We start from the raw sequence: 20,597 nt of genomic DNA, 5'->3' as shown, positions 1-20,597 counted from the left end.
CACCAGGCGGTTCAGCCGGCGCGGTGCCGGTCCTCCGGAGCGGTGAGCGCCTGCCGGGCCGCCTCGAGGTCCGCGGTGAGAGGCCGGTCGGGCACGGGGTCGCCGAGGGCCCGGGTGGCCGCCACCCGCTCGCAGGCCAGCACGATCTCCAGGGGCTCCACGCAGCGCAGCGCGTGCCGGGCCGCCTGCGTGGCGAACCCGGCGTGGTCCTCGGTGCCCCGCGAGATCACCGCGGTGCCGGTGGTGACGGGGGTCGCCAGGTGCCGGAGCTCGGCCAGGGCGTCCTGGGCGACGTACTCGAGGATCATGACGCCCGAGCCGCCTGGCCGGGCGGCGAGGAAGGGCGGCCGGTCGGTGTAGGCGGGCTCCATCAGTGTGGCCAGGCGGGCCGTGCTCAGCTGGGCCGCCGGCACCAGGGCGGCGCGCAGCGCGTCGAGCGCGAGCGCGACCGGCGCCGAGTGGAAGTTGCCGTTGTGCCAGGCCAGCGAGCCGGCGACGAGAGGGTTCTCGGTGGCGGAGTTGAGGTCGGTCTCGATCACCCGCTCGGCTCCGGCCAGCGCGTCGAGCGCCGCCCCGTGCACCTGGGGGAACGCGCGGAACCCGTACGGGTCCTGGATCCGGGTGGCGGGCCGGCCGCCGAGGAGCCCGCGCAGGCGCGCGGCCGTGAGCGCCTGGCCGGGATGCGGACGCGCCTCCTGTACGGGCGCCGCCAACGGCTCGGCCGAGGCGCCGGTGGCCTCGAACGAGAGGGCGGCCACGTCGACGGCGGCGTCGAGCAGCCCGCGCAGCCGGTGGCAGGCGAGCGCGGCGTCGGCCAGCGTGGCGGCCCCCGAGCTGATGAACGGCAGCGCGTCACCGGAGGCCAGCGCGTAGCGGGGGGCCGGCACACCCTCCCGCCCGGTCCGCCAGCCGAGCTCGCCCAGCAGGCACAGGGCGGTGGTGGCCAGCGCGGTCAGGTCACCGGTGCCGATCGCCCCGTAGGTGCGGACCGGCGGGGTGAATCCGGCGTTGACCGCCCCGGCCAGCACCGGCAGCAACCCCGGGTCGACGCCCGAGCCACCGGCGAGCAGCTGGTTGAGCCGGACCACGAGCATGCCCCTGGCCCGCTCGGGCGGCACCAGGGGGCCGGCCCCGCCCGCGTGACTGCGCAGCAGGTCGAGACCGCCCCCGTCGACCTGGACGTCCTTGTTGGCCCCGACGCCGGTGCCGCGGCCGTAGACCGGGCCGGTCAGCTCCCGGGCGGTGTCCCACGCGGCCCGGGCCCGATCGAGCGAGCCGATCGTGACCTGGGCCGTGCCGTACGACACCGCGTGCACCTGCGCGCAGGTCAGCGCGGTGCCGTCGAGCTCCACGGGGTCAGTCGCCGTCGGGGATGAGCAGGCCGAGCACCCAGCTGACGACGCTGATGATGATCGCGCCCCAGAAGGCGGCGGGGTAGAAGTCGTCGACGTGGAAGGGGATGCTGAGCTGTTCCGAGATCCAGCTGGTCAGCAACAGCATGGCCGCGTTGATGACGAGGAGGAAGAGCCCGAGCGTGAGCACGATGATCGCGCAGCCGAGCGCCTTGACGATCGGCTTCACGATGGCGTTGATCAGGCCGAAGATCAGGGCGACGACAAGCAGCGTGCCCCAGTATTCGGCCGAGTATTCGGGGGCGGTGATGTCGATGCCGTCGAGGAACTGGATCGCGACCCAGAGGGCGACGGCGGCCGCCAGGGTCCTGATGATGAATCTCACGCTGGGGGATCCTCCCATTTCTGCTCGGCACTCCGATAGGGGCGGCGGGACCCCACGCTATGCGCTCGCCGATCACCGCGCGCGGCCGCTGGTTATCGGCGGCGAACGAGGGAAGGGGCGTCCTGAAAAGGAGTGAGATGAACACCGAGGGTCTGGAGTCGTTGTCGGCCAGCGAGTTGCACGATCGCGCGGTCCGCTATGCCGTGCGTCACGGGGACCTGGACTTCCTGTGGAACCTGCTGAAGGTCATCCCCGCCGCCGAGGCCGCCACCGGGCACGAGAGGGAGACCACCGCCAGCCTGAGCCGGGTCTCCGCGCTGCTCAGCGACGCCATCGCGGCCGGTGAGGGCGACCTCGGCGAGGCGCTGCGCCCCGTCTACCTCGACTACCTGGCCAAACACCCCGAGGCTTAGCCGGCCAGCCGGGCCGGCGGCTCGCCGTACTCCGCGAACCCGGGGGTGCTCACCTCTCGCCCGTCCCGCTCGACGATCATGGTCTGGTACGGCCCCTCCGCCAGGTCCGCCGCGAAGCGCCTGGCCGCCACCGGGCCCATGGCGAACAACGCGGTGGCGTAGGCGTCGGCCACCCCGAGGTCGGGCCCGAGCACCGTGACCGAGCTGAGTCCGCGCTGCCGCCGGCCCGTGTGTGGGTCGACGATGCGGGCGGCGCCCGAGGTGGCGATGCCGAGGTCGTGGCCGTGGACGACCCTGCGCACCAGGCCCGTGTGCGGATCGCGGATCTCGACGCTCCACGGCTTGCCGGGAGCGGCCGAGCCGCGCAGTCTGATGTCGCCTCCCGCGTTGACGCGGTGGTCGCCGGCGCCGGCCATGACCAGCCCGCGCGAGAGCCGTTCGAGGGCCCAGCCCTTGATGTAGCCGGACGGGTCGACGACGCCGTTGATGCGGGGGTCGAACCAGCCGCCGGTCGCCTCCCTCAGCTCGTCGCAGCGGTGCAGCACCTCGATGAGCTCGGGGATCTGCTCGATGGTCCGGCCGTGGTTGAGCCGCCCGATCTGGCTGTCCTCGTTCAGGGGGTTGAACGTTTCGTCCACCCAGTGCAGCCAGGCGAAGGCATTGTCGAGAAGAGGAGTCAGCTCCCGACGTGGCAGAGCCGTGCGGATGTCCACGCTGACCCGGATGCCGTTGACCATCTCGACACGGGCGCTTCCAGGGAAAGTCGTCACGTTGCCTCCTTGTCAGCCTCAACCGTTCCACGTGCCGCGTAACGCCGGGCTAAGCCCTTTGCCGGGACTTTACGCCGGTGCGGACCTGCGTGGGGGGCACCGCCAGGCGGTCCAGGGCGCCCCGGACGTACCTCGTGAAGGTGCGCGGTCCCGTCACGATCACCTCACGCTCGGCGATGTCCGGCACCTGGCGCCGCAGCCCCGAGGCGCTGATGCGTTCCTTGACCCGGGGGTCGTGCTCGTCGCCGGTCACCAGTACCAGAGCGTACCTGGACTCGAGTTCGCGCAGCTCGTCGGTGACGCGGTCGGTGCGGTAGACGGCCACGGTGTCGTCGGTACGGCCCGCCAGCAGCTCGCGCAGACCGGCGGGGTCCAGCCCGGACACGATGAGCAGCGACTTCCCCGGCGTCGAGGGCCAGGCGTGGCTCCACACCGCCATCACGGCCGCCAGGGCGTACAGGATGAGCGAGCCCGTGCGGCTGAGGCCGGTCACGTACGTGGCCGGACCGAACTGGTGGGCCAGCATCAGCGCGCCCACGGGATAGCCGACGAGGCGCAGGCGCTGCCTGGCCACCTCGGACAGGGCCGCCGCCCTGACGGAGAGCAGGCCGAGCGCGACGAGCGCCGCCGAGGCGGCGAGCGTGGCGGGTCGTAGCGGGGAGCCGGCCTCCGGCCGCAGCGCGCCGAACTCGGCCACCGCGACCCCGGCCCAGAAGACGAGGGGCCACTGCTTCGCACGCACGTCACCAGCCATGCTTCGACCATGCGTGGTCAACATGAGAGCCACCTGAGTAGGGTCTGAAACATGGCTAACGTACGGGTTGAGCGGACAGATGACGGCGGATTCCGGGCGACGAACTCTCGTGGAGCCGAGGTCCGGATGGGGAGCGGCGACGAGGAGGGGGCGTTCACTCCGGTCGAGCTGCTGCTGGCGGCGGTGGGCGGTTGCAACATCGTCACAGTCGAGCCGCTCACGGCCCAGCGCGGTCACCGGCTGGTCCGGCTGGCGATGACCGTGGAGGCGCAGAAGGCCGAATCCAACCTGCTCGGGCCCGTCACCGTCACCTACGACGTCGAGTTGCCCGCCAAGGAGGCCGAGGAGGTCTACCGGGCGGTGGCGACCAGGGTGCACGAGAAGTACTGCACGGTGACTCGGTCGCTGCAGGAAGGAACCGAGGTCCGTTTGGAGGTTCCGTAGCCGGATTAGGTCGATATTCGACCCCGTTATGACGCGTCCGTTGCATTCGTCTCGGTAGTGTCGAGGCAGGTCAAGAGTCCTGCGACTGACTAGCAGACCTTCACCGATGCGGACGCGGAGGGGGACCGTCGTCTGCAGAGCGGGACCGCCGGCGACTTTTGGGGGAAAGCGCGCCGGCCTGGACCGCCGAAAGATCGAGGCCGGGCGGCTTTGGGGGAAACCGCCCGGCCTCGATCCATGCACGGCGACAGGACGTTCTCGGCAGAAGATCGAGGCCAGGCGGTTCCAGGGGGAGAACCCAGGCCCCGATGTCGTGTCCGCCAAATGCGTACAGTACGTCTGCGTGACTTCCGTGAGTTCCGTGACGAAGGTTCTGATCGACTGCGACCCGGGCATCGACGACGCGCTCGCTCTGGCGCTGGTCGCCGGTTCGCCGTCGCTGGACCTGGTCGGCGTCACCACGGTCGCCGGCAACGTCGACCTGGAGCGGACCACCGCGAACGCGCTGGCGCTCAGGGAGTTCCTCGACCTCGGCGACGTGCCCGTCGCCGCCGGCAGCGCCGGCGCCCTGCTCCGGCGGGACGTCCGCGCCGCCCACGTGCACGGCCGTTCCGGCCTCGGCGACGCCGAGCTCCCGGCTCCGGCGCGCCCCGCGTCGCCCGTCCACGCGGTCGACCTGATCATCGAGACGCTGCGGGCCGCGCCCGGCGAGATCACCCTGCTCGCGATCGGCCCCCTGACCAACATCGCCCTCGCCGTACGCCGCGAGCCGCGCGTCGTCGAATGGACCCGCGACTTCGTCATCATGGGCGGCACCTACACCCGGGGCAACCACAACCCGGCCGCCGAGTTCAACATGGTCGCCGATCCGGAGGCGGCCTCGATCGTCTTCGACGCCGGCTGGACCGTCACCATGCTCGGCCTCGACGTCACCCTCACCGCCCTCGTCACCACGGCCGTCCTCGATCGGATGAGCGACCTCGGCCGGCTGTCCGCCCTGCTCCTTCCCGCCACGACCTCCTACGGCATGGTCACCGCCGAGGGCGGCCCCGCCATCCACGACGCCTGCGCGGTCGCGTACGTGCTGGACCCGTCGCTGTTCACCCGCGTTCCGGCGGTCGTGAACGTCGAGACGGCCGGCCGCTACACCTCCGGGATGACGGTGACCGACTTCGCCCCTCGCGACCGCCGGCCGAACGCCCTGGTCGCGACCTCGCTGGACGTGCCCCGGTTCTGGGATCTGGTCCTGGGCGCGTACACCCGGCTGGGGGAGCGGCTCGGTTGATGTGCGCGGCGGTATGCGGCTGCTGCTACAGTTACTTCAGTCGCAAGCGCCGCTAGCTCAGTTGGTCAGAGCAGCTGACTCTTAATCAGCGGGTCCGGGGTTCGAGTCCCTGGCGGCGCACCGCGCAGATCCCAGCTCAGCATGCTGAGCTGGGATTTTTGGTGTCCGCCCCTGTGGCTCCGGCACGAACAGGGGCCATTCCAGCTCGCAGCCCCACTCGTGTCCGCGCCGGCCCCCGAAATCTCGTTCGGGTATCCCGTGGGCATCTGGGCGGAGTGGAGTGCAATATCGGCGCGAAGGTGAAAAGAATCGCGCGACCAGGGCATAAGCACTGTGATGAGAAGTCTTCGGATCGCCGGGATCGTGGGCGGGCTCCTGCTGGCAGGCGGCGCCGCCCCAGCCCTGGCGTGCCAGCCGGCCGAGCCCGGGGCCGTGGGGCAGTGCTCGGCGAGCCGGTTGCAGGCGAGCCTGGGCCGGGTGGACGCGGGCGCGGGCAACCGCTACGCGCCGCTGGAGTTCACCAACCGGTCGGAGACCGCCTGCACCCTGTACGGCCGTCCGGAGCTCGTCCTGCTCTCCGCGCAGGGCGCCGCTCTGTCCCTGCCGGTGAGCGCGGCCGACGGGCCGTCACCCGTCGTCACGCTCCAGCCGGGCGACACGGCCGGCGCGGTCCTGCACTGGACGGTCGTCGAGACCGACTGCGTGACGCCGGCCGCCCTCCAGGTCACCCCACCGGGCGGCGGGCCGGCCACCACGATCGCCTTCGCGGAGGAGCGGGTCTGCCACATCGACGTCACTCCCGTCGCCTAGGGACTGTTTCTGGGACGTGCTACCCGCCGGCGCCCGCCCCCTGGGGACGGGCTCCCTAATCACGCTCGTCGCCTGGTGTCAGCGGGTCACTCCGTCGGCGGAGCCGTGCAGGAGCCGCAGGTCGGCCCGGCGGGGCAGGCTCTCCCAGTCGCCCTGCGAGGTGACGGCGAACGCCCCGGCGGCGCAGGCCGTCCGCAGCCGCTGGCCGGGCGACGCGCCGGCCAGCCAGTCGGCCAGCCAGCCGGCCGCGAAGGCGTCCCCGGCCCCCACGGGGTCGACCTCGGTCACCTGGTACGGCTCCGCGTGCCGGATCTCGCCGTCGGACAGCTCCATGGCGCCCCTGGCGCCGAACTTGACCAGGACGTGCCGTGGCCCCAGCGCGGCCAGCGCCTTGGCCAGGTCGGCGGCCCCGTCGGCGTCGGCGATCAGGCGGCCCTCGGCCTCGGTGGCGAACAGCACGTCCACGTCGCCGATCGTCTCGCGCAGCCACGCCCCGGCCTCGGCGGGCGACCACAGCCGTCCCCGGTAGTTGATGTCGAGCGACACGGGGACGCCGGCGGCGCGTGCCCCGGCGATCGCCTGCCGTACCGTCTCGCGGGCCGAAGCCGACAGGGCGGGAGTGATCGCCGAGACGTGCAGCATCCGGGCGGATCTGATGAGGTCGAGGTCGAGGTCGCCGGGGGACAGGCGGGAGCCGGCGCTGCCCGCGCGGTAGTAGCTGACGTCGATCAGGTCGGCGGTGCGCCGCCCCTTGATCATCAGGCCGGTCGGCGCCTCGGGATCGGCGATCGCGTGGGTCAGCACGCCCTCGCCCATGAGCGTGGCCCGGATCAGGTCGCCGAACTCGTCGGCGCCGACGCGGCCGGTCCAGGCGGTGCCGTGGCCGAGGCGGGCGACGCCGATCGCCACGTTGGACTCGGCGCCGCCGATGCCGAGGTCGAAGTCGCGGGCGAACCGCATCGGGCCCGTGCGGCGGGCCGTGAACAGCGCCATGGTCTCACCGAAGGTCACCAGGTCGGTCATCGAGTCGTGCTCGGCTTTCTCGAGACGCGCGATCCCTGGTCATCCGCGCCCGGCGCCCTCACCCGCGCGGTGAGGCCCAGACGAGGCGGCTGTGACCACGGCGCCAGCGCAGTGGATGTGGCAATCATTCCCTCGTTGTCACCATATCGTCGTCGAGCACGCGCTATCAGGCGTGCCCGTGCCCGCGAGCGGCTCCTGACGATCGATGCCGGCCCGGGTGGTGTCACGCGGCGGAGGGGCCGGTCAGGCTGCTCCGGGGATCCGCCGCTCAGCGGCCACGCCTGGTGGCCGGGTGCGGCCTCGGGCGGGTGTGGGGCCGGTTCGCCGGTCGTCGGCCCAGGCGCGCAGCCGGGGCCAGGCGTGGACGAGGGCGGCGCAGGCCGGGACTACCCCGTCGCCGGCGATGGCCACGAGCTTGCCCGCAGCGGTCTGTCTGGGCTCGACCCGGACGCTCTCCCGTACGAGCAGGCCCGCGTCGGTGAGGCGGGCGAGCACGCCGTGCTCGTCGCCCGCCACGGCCTCGCCGTCGAGCAGCCGGAGCAACAGCACCGGCGTCTCCTCCCGCTGGCGCGGCGTCAGCGACGCGTAGACCTCCTCGGCGACCACGCCGAGCGAGCGCGGCCCCGCCAGCCCGCCGGGAGGCCCCAGCCGGGCAGCGGCGCAGCCCTGCGGCTCGGGACCGCCCGGAGCCCCGGCGGTGACCGGTGGCTTGGGGCCGCCCGGAGCCCCGGTGGTGGTCGGTGGTTCGGAGTCATCCGGCGACCCGCTGGTGGCCGGTGGTTCGAGGGCGTCCGGCAGCTCGGCGCACAGCGGCAGGTCGGTGGCGGTGGGGCGGGTGGTGGCGTCCTTGGACAGGGCCCGGCCGACCAGCTCGCGCAGACGGCCGGGAAGCTCGTCCAGCTCGGGGTCCACGGCGAGCAGCCGGTGCATCACGCCGCCCGGACTGTCGCCGTGGAACGGGTCGCGGCCGGTCGCGGCGAAGAGCAGCACGGCGCCCCAGGCGAACACGTCGGCCGCCGGCCCAGCCCGCCGCCCGGTGACGACCTCGGGCGCCAGGTAGGTGCGGGTGCCGAGCGAGCCGGGGGCCGCCACGCCGAGGTCGATCAGAGTGGGCCCGCCGGGGGAGAGCAGCACGTTCTCGGGCCGCAGGTCACGGTGGGCGATGCCCACCGCGTGCAGGGTGCGCAGCGCCGTGGCGAGCGCGCCGGCCAGCGCGTCCAGCTCCGTGCCCGTGTAGGGGCCGTGGACGGCGACCGCCTGCCGCAGGTCGGGGCCCTCGGCGAACTCGCTGACGATGTAGGGGACCGACCGGTCGACCCCGACCGCGACCACCCTGGCCAGATGGTGCGGCGCCACCCGCCAGACGGCCTCGCCCAGCTGCTCGGTGACCTCGCCCCGGGGCACCTTCACCGCGAAACGGCGGCCCTCCCCGTCGTAGGCGTCGTAGACCACGCCCCGGACGCCCGCGCCGAGCCGTCCCGCCAGCCAGTAGCCGGCGAGGCTCTCCGGGTCACCAGGCACCAAGCGCATCGTCACTGACGCTTAGATGCGCGAAACCGGTGATTGGTTGACGCCCGCCATCGGGCGGAGGAAAGAACGTCACAGGCCCCCCGCGCGCCTCGGAGGACCCGTGCGTCATGATCATTATGCCAGGCGTTCCGATCCTGGCAGCCATTCGGTCCGCAGCACCGACATGGTCACCGAGTCGTGCCACTCGCCGTCCCACAGCAGCGCGTCGCGGCGCACGCCCTCCTCGACGAACCCCACCTTCTTGTAGACGTGCCTGGCCCGGTCGTTGAAGGCGTGCACGTCCAGGCTGATCCGGTGCAGCGCCGTCGTCGCGAAGGCGTGGCCGAGCACCAGCGTGATGGCCTCGGTGCCGTAGCCCTTGCCGAAGACCCGCGAGCCCAGCAGCGCGATCCGCAGATTGCAGGCGAGGTTGGCGGAGTCGAGCTCGTTGAGCACGATCTCTCCCACGTACGCGTCTCCGGCCGTGATCGCCAGGTCGAGGCGTTCGGGACGGCCGCCCCTCGTCAGATACCACTGGCGTGCGGTGTCCCGGTCGAACTCCGCGTGCGAGCCGGTCAGCCGCCGCACCTCGGGGTCGGTGACCAGCTCGTACAGGCCCTCGGCGTGCTCGGGGCCGACCGGGACGAGCGTCACGCGCTCGCCCGCGAGAGTGGGTTTCTCAGCGAACATCCCTCCTGGCTATCAGCCGTGATCAGCCGCGGGCAATCCCATTTCGGCCAACACCGCCGCCGCGATCTCCTCGGGCGTCGTCACGCTGACGTCGAAGGTCAGGTCGGCCACCTCGCGGAAGTACGGCTCGCGCCGGGCCCGTACGGACTCCGGCGGGAAGGCGGGCCGGTGGTCGCCGGTGCGCATCCGCTCGGCCAGCACCGCGTCGGGCGCGTCCAGCCACACCACCAGGGTGCCGCGCAGGGCGTCGCGGACCCGAGGATCCTCGACGGAGCTCGCCGCGGCGGTGATCACCTTCGGCTCGCCGCGCAGCTCCGCCAGCACATGCTCGGCCTCGCGCTCGTGCAGGCCCGCCACGCCGTGGCCGGCCGCGATCTGCGCCGCGCTGGCGCCGTACCAGGCCCGGAGGAAGGGATCGCTGTCGCTCAGCGGCCGGCCGAGGGCGTCGCTGATCAGGCGCCCCACCGTCGACTTGCCTGAGCCCATCAACCCGACCAGCACTACTGGTTTGTTTTTTGCCATGAGGAAAGAGGTTCCTTCTGTCAAGGAGGTAATCATGACCATCGCCGGAAGCATCATCCTCATCATGCTTGGCGCGATCCTCACCTGGGCCGTGGAGTTCGATCTCGCGGGTCTCGACATCAACGTCGTCGGGGTCATTCTGATGATCGGCGGTCTGGCCGGACTGCTGTTCGGCCTGTATCGGATCAGCGTCACCCGCAGAGCCGTCGGCCCCATCGACGAGCCTGTCGTCCGCCACGAGCTCGTCGACGAGCCCGAGACGCGGCGCACCACGGTGTACGAGGAGCGCCGCCGCTACGACGAACCGCCGCTGTAGGAGGTACAGCGTCATGCCAGCCCGCGAGGAACTGCCGTCGACCATCCGTCGTTCGCCGAAGAAGGCGCAGGACACCTGGATGAAGGCGCACGACTCCGCCGTCGAGACGTACGGCGAGGGCCGCCGCGCCCACATGACGGCCTTCTCCGCCCTGAAACACACCTTCGAGAAGGTGGGTGACCACTGGGAGCCGAAGGCGCGCAAGGGCCCGTCCGACCAGGGCGCCCTCGACCGTTCCGGCAGGACGGCAGAGGGCGTCGACGCCAACGCCAACAAGGAGCACCTAAGGCAGGTGGCCAGCAGGCTCGACATCCCCGGCCGATCGAAGATGACCAAGCCGGAGCTGGTCGAGGCGATCCAGAAGGCCAACCGGCGGGCCGGGGTCAAGGCCCGCGGCTGACCCCGCCCGTACACGGTCACTCCGCTCACGACCGCTCGTTCACAACAACCGCTTGACCGCCTCGGCAATCGCGTGGCGGTCAATGCGGGCGTTCGCCAGCTGTTGCCCGGGAGTCGCGGATCCGGGCAGGTCCCGAACGGCCAGCTTCACCACCCGCGGCCCGAGCTCGCTGACGGCGTCGAGCACCGCGTCCCCGAGCCCGCCTTCGGGCCGGTGGTCCTCCACCGTGATGAGGTTGCCCGTGGTGGTCGCGGCCTCCGCGAGGGCGGCGGCGTCGACGGGCTTGACCGAGTAGAGGTCTATCACGCCGATCGCGACACCCTGCGCGGCCAGCTCGTCGGCGGCAGCCAGGGCCTCGTGCACGGTCACTCCTGCCGTCACCACCGTGGCCCGGTCGGCGGGGGATTGCCGCAGCACCCGGCAGCCGCCCACGGAGAAGTGCTCGCCCGGCGGGTAGATCACCGGCGTCTCGCCGCGGGTCGTCCTCAGGTAGGACACCCCGTCGAGGCCGGCCATCGCGGCCGTCAGAGCCGCCGCCTGGTTGGCGTCACACGGGTAGAGCACCGTGCTGCCGTGGACCGCGCGCATCATGGCCAGGTCCTCCAGCCCCATCTGGGACGGGCCGTCCTCGCCGATCGACACTCCGGCGTGCGAGCCGACCAGCCTGATCGACGCCCGGCTCACCGCGGCCATCCGGATGAAGTCGTGCGCCCGGGTCAGGAACGCCGCGAACGTCGCCGCGTACGGAATCCAGCCCCGCACCTGCAGTCCGATCGCCGCGGCGACCAGTTGCTGCTCGGCGATGTACATCTCGAAGAACCGCTCGGGGAACGCGGTGGCGAACTCCTCGGTCTTGGTGGAGTCGGCCACCTCGCCGTCCAGCGCCACCACGTCGCCGCGGGCCGCGCCTACGGCGGCCAGCGCCTCGCCGTAGGCGGTCCGGGTCGCGACCCGCTCGCCGACCGCGTACTCCGGCAGGCTGAGCGCGCCTGCCCCGAACCGGTACGGCTCCGCTCCCGGCTCGGGCCGGTGCACGTCGACGGTGAGGTCACGCGGGCCGCCCAGCTCGCCGATGGCCGTGACGGGGTCCTTCAGCGCCTTGCCGTGCGCGCCCTCGCGGTTCTCGACCTCCAGGACGCCCTCGCCCTTGCGGGTCTTGGCCAGGATCACGGTCGGCCGCCTGCGCGTGTTGCGGGCGTCGCTCAGGGCGAAGTCGATCTGGCCCGGGTCGTGCCCGTCGATCTCGATCGTGTGCCAGCCGAACGCGCCGAACCTGCGGGCGTACGCGCCGGTGTCCCAGCCGTGCCGGGTCGGCCCCCGCTGTCCCAGCCGGTTGACGTCCACGATCAGGGTCAGGTTGGCCAGGCCCGCGTCGCCGGCGTGCTCGGCGGCCTCCCAGATCGACCCCTCGGCCAGCTCGCCGTCACCGCACAGCACCCACACCCGGTACGGCAGCCGCTCCAGCCGCCCGGCCAGCGCGATGCCCACGCCGACCGGAAGGCCCTGCCCCAGTGATCCGGTCGCCACGTCCACCCAGGGCAGCCTCGGGGTCGGATGCCCCTCCAGCGGGCTGCCCTGCTTCCTGAAGGACAGCAGCTCCTCGTCGGTGATCGCGCCCGCCGCCTTGTACAGCGAGTAGAGCAGGGGGGAGGCGTGCCCCTTGGAGAAGATCAGGTGGTCGTTGGCGGGGTTCTCGGGCCGGGCGAAGTCGTAGTGGAGGTGGCAGGTGAACAGCACGGCCATCAGGTCGGCGGCCGACATGGACGAGGTCGGGTGCCCGGACTTGGCCGCCGCGGAGCTGCGTACGGAGTCCACGCGCAGCTGGGCGGCCAGGTCGGACAGATACCGAAGATCGCGTTCAGGCATGAGGTCTCCTTCCGGGGACGTCAGCGGGCGCGGCGCAGGGCGGCGAAAGCGCCCGCCAGCGCGCCGGCGCCGAGAGCGAGGAGGACGGGGCGGCGGTGCTGGGAGAGCCAGAGCTGCGGGCTTCGGCCGTGGGAGCGGTGGTCGAAGCTGCCGTGGGCGCCGTAGTCGCGCGCCTCGTCGGCCGGTTCCCAGAGGTTGGCCACGTCGGTGGGCGTCTCCTCGGTCGTCTGCTGCGAGTCCACACCGGTGCGGGACAGGTAACGGTCCACCAGCGCCGGGGCGACGCGCTGGGCGAGCAGGGTGGCGGCGGTGGTGATGCCGACCCAGTACTCCTTGCGCTCCGGATGCTCGGCGGCGTAGACGATGCCGTCGGCGGCCACCTCCGGCTGGTAGATGGGAGGCACCGGCTGCGGGTGCCGGCGCAGCTTGTTCAGCACCCAGTCGAACTGCGGGGTGTTGACCGCGGGCAGCTGGACCATGGTGATGTGGATCCCGCTCCGCTCGGCCAGCAGCTCCGTGCGCACCGACTCGGTGAAGCCCTTGACCGCGTGTTTGGCCCCGCAGTAGGCCGACTGCAGCGGGATGCCGCGCTGCGACAGGGCCGACCCGGTCTGCACGATCGTGCCCCTGCCGCGCGGGCGCATCAGGTCGAGGGCCACCCGGGTGCCCCAGACGTACCCGAGGTAGGTGACGGCGGTGGTCCGCTCGTACTCCTCGGGCGTGATGTCGGTGAACTTGGCGAAGACCGAGGAGAAGGCGACGTTGATCCACACGTCGATGGGGCCCATCTCGGCCTCGACCCGTTCGGCCGCCTTGCGCAACTGCTGGTAGTCCGCGACGTCCGCCTCGTAGACCTGGCCGCTCCCGCCCGCCACGCCCACGTCCACGGCCGCCGCGCCGAGCCCGGTCGTGCCCCGGGCGATCAGCGCGACCTTGGCGCCCTTCTCGCCGAGCAGGCGCACCACGGCCCGCCCGACACCGCCGCTCGCCCCGGTGACCACGACCACCTTGTCGCGGAGCCCGTCATCGCGTCGAAGATCTTCTTGCTGCGGTCTCATGACGTGCTCAGCCTGCCTCTCCGACGTTGCGGTCCCTCTGGCGTCGTACGGCGAGCACGATGTCGACGATCGTGACCACGGCGGCCAAGGCGGCGAGCACGGTGAGCACGTAGGCCTGGGAGATGATGCCCAGCACGCCGAAGGCGAAGGCGAAGACGAGGATGAAGGACCCGACCCTGATGTGCACGACGTCGCGTGGCGTCGCGGGAACCATCGGTTTGCCAGATTCCGACCGTCCTTCCCATTGGTCACGGCGTTCCCATTCGCTTTTCTCAGACATGGCGCACACCTGCCCGGACCGTTTGCCGTCTAACGTCCTGGGTAGCCGGGGCAATGTGCCTGAGAGCTGGGCATCTTCCGCGCCGTTTGACCCGTTCCTCCATGGGCATGCGGCGACTGGAAAGGGGAGTGCGATGGAAGCACCGCAGTACGTCGCGGCCCGGGTCCAGCAGGCGCTGGCCGAGGACACGCGTACCCACGAGCTCGGCATCCACGTCGACGTCAGGGGCGACCAGATGTTCCTGCGCGGCAAGGTGAGCGGTGCCGAGCAACGCGAACGGCTGGGGGCGGTGGCCCACGAGGCGGCGCCCGGCCTGAGGATGCACAACGAAATCAAGATCGTCGACTACGGCGAGCCGGGAGAGGATGAGCATCTTGACTGATCTGCGCATCGCGGCCGCGGGCGACCTCCATCTGGGCGAAGACGCCCGGGGCAGCTACCGGGAACGACTCAAGGGCATCGAGGAGCGCGCCGACGTGCTGATGCTCGCGGGTGACCTGACCCGGCACGGCACCCTGGAGGAGGGCAGGGTCGTGGCCGACGAGTTGCGCGACCTGCCGGTGCCCGCCGTCACCGTGCTCGGCAACCACGACTACCACTCCGACCTGCAGCACGAGATCGCCGCCGTGCTCCGTGACGCCGGCGTCATCGTGCTCGACGACGACGGCGTCGTGATCCAGTGCGGCGACTCCAAGCTGGGCGTGGTCGGCGGCAAGGGCTTCGGCGGCGGATTCGCCGGCAAGTGCGCGAGCGAGTTCGGCGAGCGTGAGATCAAGGACTTCGTCGGCCACACCCGGCAGATCGCCGACGCCTGGCGGCTGGCGCTCAAGGAGATGCAGGTGGACCGGCGCGTGGTGCTGTCGCACTACTCCCCCGTCAAGGAGACGCTCGAAGGGGAGCCGCTGGAGATCTATCCCTTCCTCGGCAGCTACCTGTTGGCCGAGGCGGTCGACATCGCGGGCGCTGAGCTGATCCTGCACGGGCACGCCCACAAGGGCAGCGAGAAGGGGCTCACCCCCGGCGGCATCCGGGTGCGCAACGTCGCGCTGCCCGTGCTGGGGCGGGCCTACGCCGTCTACTGCCTCAACGGCGGTTAGTCCCTCACGCGAGGCCGGCCATCCGGCCGGAGCCGGGCCGGCTGCTCGCGGATGCGAGCCGCCGGCCCGGCTCATAGCGGCCATCGAATAGCGGCCATCGAACGGAAATCGGAAGATCAGGCCCCGCTGCATAAATACCGGGGACCTAAGACGTGACATGTCGGAAAATCCGGTGAGGCCACTGGACCGGAAGGGTGTCCCGGCCCAGTGGGGAGGCGGTAAGGGCGCCCTGCGCCCCTAGACATTGAAGATGCTGACACCGCCGGGACCGACCAGGAAACCGATGACGATGAGGACGATTCCCCAGAGCAGATCGCGCCGGGCCAGAATCACGTAGATGCCGGAGATGACGAGGATGACAGCGATGATCCATAGCAGAGTAGCCATGAGCCCGCTTCTGCCCTGAGCGCCGGACCTTTAACATTCTTTTCGATTTGGTCGTTTCTTCGCAGATGTCACCGGAGGGATGGGGTTACCCGGCCGAGCGCATGAGCTTGGCGTAGGCCAGTTGCAGCCAGTCGGAGGCGGCCACCGCGGTCATGGTGACCCCGGCCAGGCGGGTGAACCGCGGCGCGAAGACCAGCCCGGCCGCGTAGGCCGTGGCCGTCCACTGGGCCAGGCAGAACGGACAGGCGAGCAGCTCGCCCATCGCGTTGCGCGGCTCCTCCTTCAGCTCCGACGGCCCGCTGACGCCCTCGTACGTGGTGAACGGCGCGCGCAGCGGGCTGGTGACCGGGTCCTTGGCGATCAGTCGTGACACCTTGTGCGTGCAGGCCGCCATCAACGCCAGGTCCATCAGCCCGACGCGCTCGGGCGCCCGCCGGCCGGTCAGCGCGGCGACGGCGATGCCCGTGGCGACCGCGCCGCCGTACACGGTGAGGATGCGGAGGTAGGACTTGAGCGGGCGATCGTGCTCGCCCGAGTACTCCTGTTCGGTCTTCTCGAGGAAGTCATTCATGGGCACGCGCTACCCCTGTGCCGGGCGGCTACTCCGGCCCCGACAGACGCGGCCGAAGACGTCTATCCGGCGATCGTAGGGGTAGCCCGCTCACATGGGCAGCCACAGTCACGCGGTCACCGACGCCATCCTCGACACCCTCAAGCGGGCGAGTTCGGGGCTGAAGGACGCCGGTGTGAAGTTCGCGCTGGCCGGTGGTTGCGCGGCCTACGCCAGGGGAGCGGCGCCCTCGTTGCACGACGTCGACTTCGTCCTCACCGAGCACGACGTGCCCGCCGCCCTCGACGCGTTGCGCGGATTGGGCTTCCAGACCGCCAAGCCGCCCGAGGACTGGCTGGTCAAGGCGTTCGACGAGGGCCGGCTGGTGGACCTGATCTTCCGGGTGTCCGACCGGCCGATCACCGACGAGCTGCTCGACCGGGCCGAGCCGATGAAGGCGTCGGCGGTGATCGTGCCCGTGCTGGAGGCGACCGACCTGGTCATCTCCTGGCTGCTGCCGCTGTCCGAGCACGCCTGCGACTACGGCGGGCTGCTGCCGCAGGTGCGGGCGCTGCGCGAGCAGGTCGACTGGACGCGGGTTGCCACCGTGACGGCCGACTCGCCGTACGCCGCCACGTTCCTCACCCTGCTCGAACGCCTCGGCGTGCTCGACACCCCGGTGCACGCCACGGGCGACCCGGCGTGGCCGTGACACCGGCGTCGCGGGCGAACCTTGACGGCCGTTAGGGTGTGATCGTGCCGCGTTTTCTGATCTGCTCCCCGCCGCCCGCCCCGTAGCGGGCGGCATCTCCTGATTTTTCCGGATCTCTTCGATCCGGGGGTGGACGCTGCCCGCACGACGGGCCCACTTCCGACCACTCCATTCGGAGAGATCTGTCATGACCTCTGTTTCCGCCCGGCGGGGCGCGTTCTACGTGTCCGTGGCCGCGACCGCCTGGGGCACCGGCGGCGCCGCCGGGTCGCTGCTCTTCCAGTCCGGCGGGCTCGGCCCCGTCGGCGTCTCCCTCTGGCGCTACCTGCTCGGCGCCGCCTTCCTGCTCGCGCTGACCCGCCTCACGGGCGGCCGGCTCGACCGGTTCAGCCCGCGGGTCGTCGTCGTGGGCCTGGGCATGGCCGTCTACCAGACGGCCTACTTCGCCTCGATCGCCGAGTCCGGCGTGGCGGTCGCGACCGTGGTGACGATGGGCGCCACCCCGGTCCTCACCGCCCTCGGCGGCCGGATCCTGCTGCGCGAGCGGCTCGGCCGCGTCGGGCTCACCGCCCTGGCGGCCGCGCTCGCCGGGCTGGCGCTGCTCACCGGGGAGGCCGCGGTCGAAGGCGGCGGCGGTCTCGCCGGGATCGCGTTCGCGTTGCTGTCGGCCGCCGGCTACGCCGGGGTGACGGTGTTCTCGCGGCGTCACCAGGACGACCCCCAGGGCACGGCCGTGGGCGGGTTCCTCGTCGGCGCGATCTGCCTGATGCCGTTGGCGCTGGCCGAGGGGGTGCTGCCGGAGCTCAACCTGCCGTCGGTGGCGCTGCTGCTCTATCTCGGGGCGGTGCCGACCGCGCTGGCGTACGGGTTGTTCTTCCGCGCGCTGACCGCGCTCGACGCCACCACGGTGTCGATCATCTCGCTGGTCGAGGCGGCGGGCGCGGCCGTGCTGGGCGTGGTGCTGTTCGGCGAGCGGCTGTCGCCTCTCGCCTGGGGCGGGTGCGCGTTGTTGTCGGCCGCCGTGGTGGTGCTCACCGCGAGGGCCAGTTCCACGGCCGGTCAGGCGTGATCGGACCGCCCGGGTAGCGGAGCGGAGTGACGGTGCGGCCCGTCTCATGGGTTAGGGTCCGGTACGGCGACGCATGTCGTACCGTCGCTCCGCTCCTGACTCCGTCCAGACCTCATGCATAGGGGCACAAGGGGAACGGTGCCGACGAAGTGTGCGTTGGAGGGACTGTGGCTTCGATTTCCGGAATTTTCAGAAATCTCCTGGACCGTCCGGGGGGCGTGAGTCTGAGCCCCTACAAGAAGGTCGTCAAGGCCGCCGCCGACCGGGCCGACCGGGTCGGCCAGCTCGACGAGCTGCCGCAGCCGTCGATGGACGATCTGGCAGAGTTCTGCGCCGTCGCGCGCGAGGCCGCCGACCGCACCCTCGGGCTTCGGCCGTACGACGTGCAGCTGCTGGGCACTCTCGCCCTGCTCGACGGCAAGGTGGCCGAGATGGCCACCGGCGAGGGCAAGACGCTGTCCGGCGCGATGGCCGCGGCCGGCTACGCGCTCCAGGGCAAGCGCGTGCACGTGATGTCCGTCAACGACTACCTGGCCAGGCGCGACGCGGAGTGGATGGCGCCGTTCTACGAGGCGATGGGCGTCACGGTCGGCTGGATCGGCCAGAGCTCCACGCCGGACGAGCGGCGCGAGGCGTACGCGAAGGACGTCACCTATGGGCCCGTCAGCGAGATCGGCTTCGACGTGCTGCGCGACCGGCTGCGCACCGACGCGAGCGAGCTGATCGTGCCCGCGCCCGAGGTGGCGCTGATCGACGAGGCCGACTCGGTGCTGGTCGACGAGGCCCGGGTGCCGCTGGTCATGGCCGGCGCGTCCGACGCGGGCAGCGCGGTGCCGGAGATGGCCATCCTGGCCCGGCAACTGGTCAGGGGCTACCACTACGAGGTCGACGACCAGGCCCGCAACGTCTACCTGACCCCCAAGGGCGCCGACACCGTGGAGAACCTGCTCGGCGTCGAGCTCTACGACGAGCACGAGCCGGGCGTCCTGATCGAGCTCAACCTGGCCCTGCACGCCCACGCGCTGCTCACCCGCGACGTCGACTACATCGTGCGCGACGGCCGGGTGCAGCTGATCAACCCCTCGCGCGGCCGGGTGGCGCTCCTGCAGCGCTGGCCCGACGGCCTGCAGGCGGCCGTGGAGGCCAAGGAGACGCTGGCGCCCAGCGAGAAGGGCGAGATCCTCGACTCCATCACCGTCCAGGGCCTGATCCGCCGCTACCCGCAGATCTCCGGCATGACCGGCACGGCGGTCGCGGTCAGCGAGCAGCTCGGCGAGTTCTACGGGCTGAAGGTCGCGGTGATCCCGTCCAACCGCCCGTGCGTCCGCAAGGACGAGCCGGACCGCATCTACCCGACCGTGCCCGAGAAGGACGCCGCGCTGGTCGAGGAGATCCAGGCGGCCCACGCCACCGGCCGGCCCATCCTCATCGGCACGCTCGACGTGGCCGAGTCGGAGAACCTCGCCACGCTGCTGCAGCGGCGCGGCCTGGAGCCGGTCGTGCTCAACGCGAAGAACGACGCCGAGGAGGCGGCGATCATCGCGAGGGCGGGCGAGCGCGACGCCATCACCGTCTCCACCCAGATGGCCGGGCGCGGCACCGACATCCGCCTCGGCGACGGCGTGCCCGAGCTGGGCGGCCTGTACGTGATCGGCTCCGGCCGCCACGCCAGCAGCCGCCTCGACGACCAGTTGCGCGGCCGGGCGGGCCGGCAGGGCGACCCCGGCGGCTCGGTGTTCTTCGTCAGCATGCGCGACGACCTGATCACGCAGTTCGTCGCCGACGAGCGCCCGCCCGCGGCCGACTCCGACGGCCTGGTGCGCCACCGCCGTGGCGCCTACCTGGTGGGCCACGCCCAGCGCATCGCCGAGGGCGTGCACCTGCAGATCCACCGCAACACCTGGCGCTACACCCGGCTGCTGGAGCACCAGCGCGAGCTCATCCTGGAGTGGCGCGACAAGGTCCTGCACGGTGACGCGGCCGCCCGCGCCCTGGCCGAGAAGGACCCCGAGCGCTGGGAGTCGATGCCCGCCGACACCCGCGAGGAGACGGCCCGGCAGATCGTGCTGCACGCGATCGACCGGTGCTGGACCGAGCACCTGGCCTTCCTCACCGACCTGCGCGAGGGCATCCACCTGCGGGCGCTCGGCCGGATGAGCCCGATCGACGAGTTCCACCGCGAGGCCGTGGCCGAGTACAAGTCGCTGCTGGGCGAGGTCGAGCGGCGCTCGCTGGAGTCGTTCGAGGCGCCCGAGCCCGACCTCAAGCGGCCCACGGCGACGTGGACCTACCTGGTGCAGGACAACCCGTTCGGCACCGAGTGGGACCGCATCCTCAAGCGGGTGTCCTCGGGCACGCGCAAGACCTGATCCTCTTACCTGACAGAGGATGGCAGGTACGGCTGGGAGCCTCGGAGCATGACAACGAAGGCGAAGCTCCTGGCGGTCAGCATTGACTGCGCGGAGCCCAAGAAGCTGGCCGAGTTCTACCACGAGGTGACCGGCCTGGACATCCTGTACTCCGAGGACGAGTACGCAGGGGTGGGCGACGGCACCACCGCCATCTACTTCGGCCGGGTCCCCGACCGTGAGCCGGCGGCGTGGCCGGGGCCGGACAAGCAGTTCCACCTGGACTTCCGGGTGCCGGATGTGGAGCGGGCCGTCGAGGACTACATCGCGCTGGGCGCCACCAGGCCCGAGTTCCAGCCGGGCGTCACCGAGGAGGGCGTCGGCTGGATCGTCCTGCGGGATCCCGAGGGGCATCTCTTCTGCGTCTGTCCAGAGAAAGAGTGACGGCGCCGGCGGATGAAGAGGCAAGGATTGGCCTAAAGGGTGATTCCAGCGGTCGGCCCGGGACCTAAGCTTGAGCAATGCTCTTGACGGGATCTCTGCGCCTACGCGGGCGC

The 20,597-nt window shown here is 71.6% G+C and carries 25 protein-coding genes and 1 tRNA gene; 13 read left to right on the top strand and 13 right to left on the bottom strand.

Translation table 11 applies throughout. The annotated features are described in order from the left end of the window. Nucleotides 1–11: 11 nt before the first annotated feature. Both AC5L3X_RS04830 and AC5L3X_RS04825 read right to left on the bottom strand, forming a co-directional pair. A complete protein-coding gene (locus AC5L3X_RS04830; RefSeq protein WP_494855356.1) occupies nt 12–1,352 on the bottom strand; it encodes an aromatic amino acid lyase in 1,341 nt (446 codons plus the stop codon). 4 nt (nt 1,353–1,356) lie between these two features. Continuing rightward, entirely contained in the window at nt 1,357–1,737 is a 381-nt protein-coding gene (locus AC5L3X_RS04825; RefSeq protein WP_189123415.1) for a phage holin family protein, read from the bottom strand. A gap of 137 nt (nt 1,738–1,874) precedes the next feature. Here AC5L3X_RS04825 and AC5L3X_RS04820 point away from each other — a divergent pair, with 137 nt between their 5' ends. Continuing rightward, nucleotides 1,875–2,150 carry a hypothetical protein gene (locus tag AC5L3X_RS04820; protein ID WP_189123416.1) on the top strand — a complete coding sequence of 92 codons (276 nt, stop codon included), beginning with the start codon at nt 1,875–1,877 and terminating at the stop codon, nt 2,148–2,150. On the opposite strand, the gene AC5L3X_RS04815 is transcribed toward AC5L3X_RS04820, so the two are convergent. Both AC5L3X_RS04815 and AC5L3X_RS04810 read right to left on the bottom strand, forming a co-directional pair. Next, nucleotides 2,147–2,920: an FAD:protein FMN transferase gene (locus tag AC5L3X_RS04815; protein WP_494855355.1), complete on the bottom strand. Its 774-nt coding sequence runs from the start codon at nt 2,918–2,920 to the stop codon at nt 2,147–2,149. The two genes, AC5L3X_RS04820 and AC5L3X_RS04815, sit on opposite strands and share 4 nt — an antisense overlap. 49 nt (nt 2,921–2,969) lie before the next feature. After that, nucleotides 2,970–3,674 (bottom strand): ferredoxin reductase domain-containing protein, encoded by a 705-nt coding sequence (locus AC5L3X_RS04810; protein ID WP_494855354.1) that lies wholly within the window; start codon nt 3,672–3,674, stop codon nt 2,970–2,972. Nucleotides 3,675–3,800: 126 nt separating this feature from the next. Here AC5L3X_RS04810 and AC5L3X_RS04805 point away from each other — a divergent pair, with 126 nt between their 5' ends. The 4 genes from AC5L3X_RS04805 to AC5L3X_RS04790 all read left to right on the top strand — a co-directional run bounded on the left by AC5L3X_RS04805 (nt 3,801) and on the right by AC5L3X_RS04790 (nt 6,213). After that, nucleotides 3,801–4,118: an OsmC family protein gene (locus AC5L3X_RS04805; protein WP_494855353.1), complete on the top strand. Its 318-nt coding sequence runs from the start codon at nt 3,801–3,803 to the stop codon at nt 4,116–4,118. Nucleotides 4,119–4,479: 361 nt separating this feature from the next. Beyond that, nucleotides 4,480–5,403 carry a nucleoside hydrolase gene (locus AC5L3X_RS04800; protein ID WP_494855352.1) on the top strand — a complete coding sequence of 308 codons (924 nt, stop codon included), beginning with the start codon at nt 4,480–4,482 and terminating at the stop codon, nt 5,401–5,403. A 46-nt stretch (nt 5,404–5,449) separates the two neighbouring features. Next, nucleotides 5,450–5,523 (top strand) — tRNA-Lys (locus AC5L3X_RS04795). Nucleotides 5,524–5,739: 216 nt separating this feature from the next. Next, nucleotides 5,740–6,213, top strand: a complete 474-nt coding sequence (locus tag AC5L3X_RS04790; RefSeq protein ID WP_494855350.1) for a DUF4232 domain-containing protein — start codon at nt 5,740–5,742, stop codon at nt 6,211–6,213. Between the two features lie 78 nt (nt 6,214–6,291). Here the strand turns inward: AC5L3X_RS04790 and AC5L3X_RS04785 are convergent, their stop codons facing one another. From AC5L3X_RS04785 to AC5L3X_RS04770, 4 genes are all read right to left on the bottom strand, one after another. Then, nucleotides 6,292–7,236, bottom strand: a complete 945-nt coding sequence (locus tag AC5L3X_RS04785) for a sugar kinase (protein ID WP_494855349.1) — start codon at nt 7,234–7,236, stop codon at nt 6,292–6,294. 243 nt (nt 7,237–7,479) lie between these two features. After that, a complete protein-coding gene (locus AC5L3X_RS04780) occupies nt 7,480–8,757 on the bottom strand; it encodes a serine/threonine protein kinase (RefSeq protein WP_494855348.1) in 1,278 nt (425 codons plus the stop codon). A 123-nt stretch (nt 8,758–8,880) separates the two neighbouring features. After that, nucleotides 8,881–9,435 carry a GNAT family N-acetyltransferase gene (locus AC5L3X_RS04775; protein WP_494855347.1) on the bottom strand — a complete coding sequence of 185 codons (555 nt, stop codon included), beginning with the start codon at nt 9,433–9,435 and terminating at the stop codon, nt 8,881–8,883. Between the two features lie 12 nt (nt 9,436–9,447). Further along, nucleotides 9,448–9,957, bottom strand: coding sequence for a shikimate kinase (locus AC5L3X_RS04770; protein WP_494855346.1), 510 nt, complete (start codon nt 9,955–9,957; stop codon nt 9,448–9,450). Between the two features lie 34 nt (nt 9,958–9,991). Between AC5L3X_RS04770 and AC5L3X_RS04765 the strand changes: the two genes are divergently transcribed. Further along, on the top strand, nt 9,992–10,273 hold the full coding sequence (locus tag AC5L3X_RS04765; RefSeq protein WP_189123425.1) for a hypothetical protein: 282 nt from the start codon (nt 9,992–9,994) through the stop codon (nt 10,271–10,273). Nucleotides 10,274–10,286: 13 nt separating this feature from the next. After that, complete coding sequence (locus tag AC5L3X_RS04760; protein WP_494855344.1) at nt 10,287–10,673, top strand: ChaB family protein; 387 nt, start codon at nt 10,287–10,289, stop codon at nt 10,671–10,673. Between the two features lie 39 nt (nt 10,674–10,712). Here AC5L3X_RS04760 and AC5L3X_RS04755 read toward each other — a convergent pair whose 3' ends face one another. Genes AC5L3X_RS04755 through AC5L3X_RS04745 form a run of 3 tightly spaced genes read right to left on the bottom strand, consistent with a single transcriptional unit; the run spans nt 10,713 to nt 13,811 of the window. Beyond that, a complete protein-coding gene (locus AC5L3X_RS04755) occupies nt 10,713–12,539 on the bottom strand; it encodes a transketolase (RefSeq protein WP_494855343.1) in 1,827 nt (608 codons plus the stop codon). Nucleotides 12,540–12,559: 20 nt separating this feature from the next. Beyond that, the gene (locus AC5L3X_RS04750; RefSeq protein ID WP_494855342.1) at nt 12,560–13,597 is read right to left on the bottom strand and encodes an SDR family oxidoreductase; all 1,038 of its coding nucleotides are present in this window, start codon (nt 13,595–13,597) and stop codon (nt 12,560–12,562) included. Nucleotides 13,598–13,604: 7 nt separating this feature from the next. Then, nucleotides 13,605–13,811 (bottom strand): hypothetical protein, encoded by a 207-nt coding sequence (locus AC5L3X_RS04745; protein ID WP_494855341.1) that lies wholly within the window; start codon nt 13,809–13,811, stop codon nt 13,605–13,607. Nucleotides 13,812–14,010: 199 nt separating this feature from the next. Between AC5L3X_RS04745 and AC5L3X_RS04740 the strand changes: the two genes are divergently transcribed. Further along, on the top strand, nt 14,011–14,259 hold the full coding sequence (locus AC5L3X_RS04740) for a BON domain-containing protein (RefSeq protein WP_189123430.1): 249 nt from the start codon (nt 14,011–14,013) through the stop codon (nt 14,257–14,259). Next, nucleotides 14,252–14,974 (top strand): metallophosphoesterase family protein, encoded by a 723-nt coding sequence (locus tag AC5L3X_RS04735; RefSeq protein ID WP_494855339.1) that lies wholly within the window; start codon nt 14,252–14,254, stop codon nt 14,972–14,974. Before AC5L3X_RS04740 ends, AC5L3X_RS04735 begins: the two co-directional genes overlap by 8 nt. A 237-nt stretch (nt 14,975–15,211) precedes the next feature. On the opposite strand, the gene AC5L3X_RS04730 is transcribed toward AC5L3X_RS04735, so the two are convergent. Further along, on the bottom strand, nt 15,212–15,361 hold the full coding sequence (locus AC5L3X_RS04730; protein ID WP_181308348.1) for a GPGG-motif small membrane protein: 150 nt from the start codon (nt 15,359–15,361) through the stop codon (nt 15,212–15,214). An 85-nt stretch (nt 15,362–15,446) separates the two neighbouring features. Then, entirely contained in the window at nt 15,447–15,932 is a 486-nt protein-coding gene (locus AC5L3X_RS04725; protein ID WP_494855337.1) for a DUF1360 domain-containing protein, read from the bottom strand. Between the two features lie 94 nt (nt 15,933–16,026). On the opposite strand from AC5L3X_RS04725, the gene AC5L3X_RS04720 reads away from it, so the two are divergent. The 4 genes from AC5L3X_RS04720 (at nt 16,027) to AC5L3X_RS04705 (ending at nt 20,484) form a co-directional block, all read left to right on the top strand. Continuing rightward, nucleotides 16,027–16,623: a nucleotidyltransferase gene (locus AC5L3X_RS04720; RefSeq protein WP_189123433.1), complete on the top strand. Its 597-nt coding sequence runs from the start codon at nt 16,027–16,029 to the stop codon at nt 16,621–16,623. A 187-nt stretch (nt 16,624–16,810) separates the two neighbouring features. Then, complete coding sequence (locus AC5L3X_RS04715; protein WP_494855336.1) at nt 16,811–17,692, top strand: DMT family transporter; 882 nt, start codon at nt 16,811–16,813, stop codon at nt 17,690–17,692. Nucleotides 17,693–17,910: 218 nt separating this feature from the next. Beyond that, nucleotides 17,911–20,061 (top strand): accessory Sec system translocase SecA2, encoded by a 2,151-nt coding sequence (gene secA2 / locus AC5L3X_RS04710; protein ID WP_494855335.1) that lies wholly within the window; start codon nt 17,911–17,913, stop codon nt 20,059–20,061. A gap of 48 nt (nt 20,062–20,109) precedes the next feature. Beyond that, nucleotides 20,110–20,484 (top strand): VOC family protein, encoded by a 375-nt coding sequence (locus AC5L3X_RS04705; RefSeq protein WP_494855334.1) that lies wholly within the window; start codon nt 20,110–20,112, stop codon nt 20,482–20,484. Nucleotides 20,485–20,597: the final 113 nt, after the last annotated feature.

It is taken from the genome of Nonomuraea sp. CX421 (assembly GCF_059358955.1).
This window is presented reverse-complemented; position numbering and strand designations above follow the sequence as displayed.

Excerpts from the sequence above, each read along its gene's own strand:
- AC5L3X_RS04750 (WP_494855342.1), bottom strand. The coding sequence starts at position 13,597 with ATGAGACCGCAGCAAGAAGATCTTCGACGCGATGACGGGCTCCGCGAC.
- AC5L3X_RS04720 (WP_189123433.1), top strand. The coding sequence starts at position 16,027 with ATGGGCAGCCACAGTCACGCGGTCACCGACGCCATCCTCGACACCCTC.
- AC5L3X_RS04705 (WP_494855334.1), top strand. The coding sequence starts at position 20,110 with ATGACAACGAAGGCGAAGCTCCTGGCGGTCAGCATTGACTGCGCGGAG.
- AC5L3X_RS04820 (WP_189123416.1), top strand. The coding sequence starts at position 1,875 with ATGAACACCGAGGGTCTGGAGTCGTTGTCGGCCAGCGAGTTGCACGAT.
- AC5L3X_RS04785 (WP_494855349.1), bottom strand. The coding sequence starts at position 7,236 with ATGACCGACCTGGTGACCTTCGGTGAGACCATGGCGCTGTTCACGGCC.
- AC5L3X_RS04775 (WP_494855347.1), bottom strand. The coding sequence starts at position 9,435 with ATGTTCGCTGAGAAACCCACTCTCGCGGGCGAGCGCGTGACGCTCGTC.
- AC5L3X_RS04765 (WP_189123425.1), top strand. The coding sequence starts at position 9,992 with ATGACCATCGCCGGAAGCATCATCCTCATCATGCTTGGCGCGATCCTC.
- AC5L3X_RS04740 (WP_189123430.1), top strand. The coding sequence starts at position 14,011 with ATGGAAGCACCGCAGTACGTCGCGGCCCGGGTCCAGCAGGCGCTGGCC.
- AC5L3X_RS04810 (WP_494855354.1), bottom strand. The coding sequence starts at position 3,674 with ATGGCTGGTGACGTGCGTGCGAAGCAGTGGCCCCTCGTCTTCTGGGCC.
- AC5L3X_RS04805 (WP_494855353.1), top strand. The coding sequence starts at position 3,801 with ATGGGGAGCGGCGACGAGGAGGGGGCGTTCACTCCGGTCGAGCTGCTG.
- AC5L3X_RS04790 (WP_494855350.1), top strand. The coding sequence starts at position 5,740 with ATGAGAAGTCTTCGGATCGCCGGGATCGTGGGCGGGCTCCTGCTGGCA.
- AC5L3X_RS04745 (WP_494855341.1), bottom strand. The coding sequence starts at position 13,811 with ATGGTTCCCGCGACGCCACGCGACGTCGTGCACATCAGGGTCGGGTCC.
- AC5L3X_RS04755 (WP_494855343.1), bottom strand. The coding sequence starts at position 12,539 with ATGCCTGAACGCGATCTTCGGTATCTGTCCGACCTGGCCGCCCAGCTG.
- AC5L3X_RS04725 (WP_494855337.1), bottom strand. The coding sequence starts at position 15,932 with ATGAATGACTTCCTCGAGAAGACCGAACAGGAGTACTCGGGCGAGCAC.
- AC5L3X_RS04730 (WP_181308348.1), bottom strand. The coding sequence starts at position 15,361 with ATGGCTACTCTGCTATGGATCATCGCTGTCATCCTCGTCATCTCCGGC.
- AC5L3X_RS04770 (WP_494855346.1), bottom strand. The coding sequence starts at position 9,957 with ATGGCAAAAAACAAACCAGTAGTGCTGGTCGGGTTGATGGGCTCAGGC.
- AC5L3X_RS04715 (WP_494855336.1), top strand. The coding sequence starts at position 16,811 with ATGACCTCTGTTTCCGCCCGGCGGGGCGCGTTCTACGTGTCCGTGGCC.
- AC5L3X_RS04760 (WP_494855344.1), top strand. The coding sequence starts at position 10,287 with ATGCCAGCCCGCGAGGAACTGCCGTCGACCATCCGTCGTTCGCCGAAG.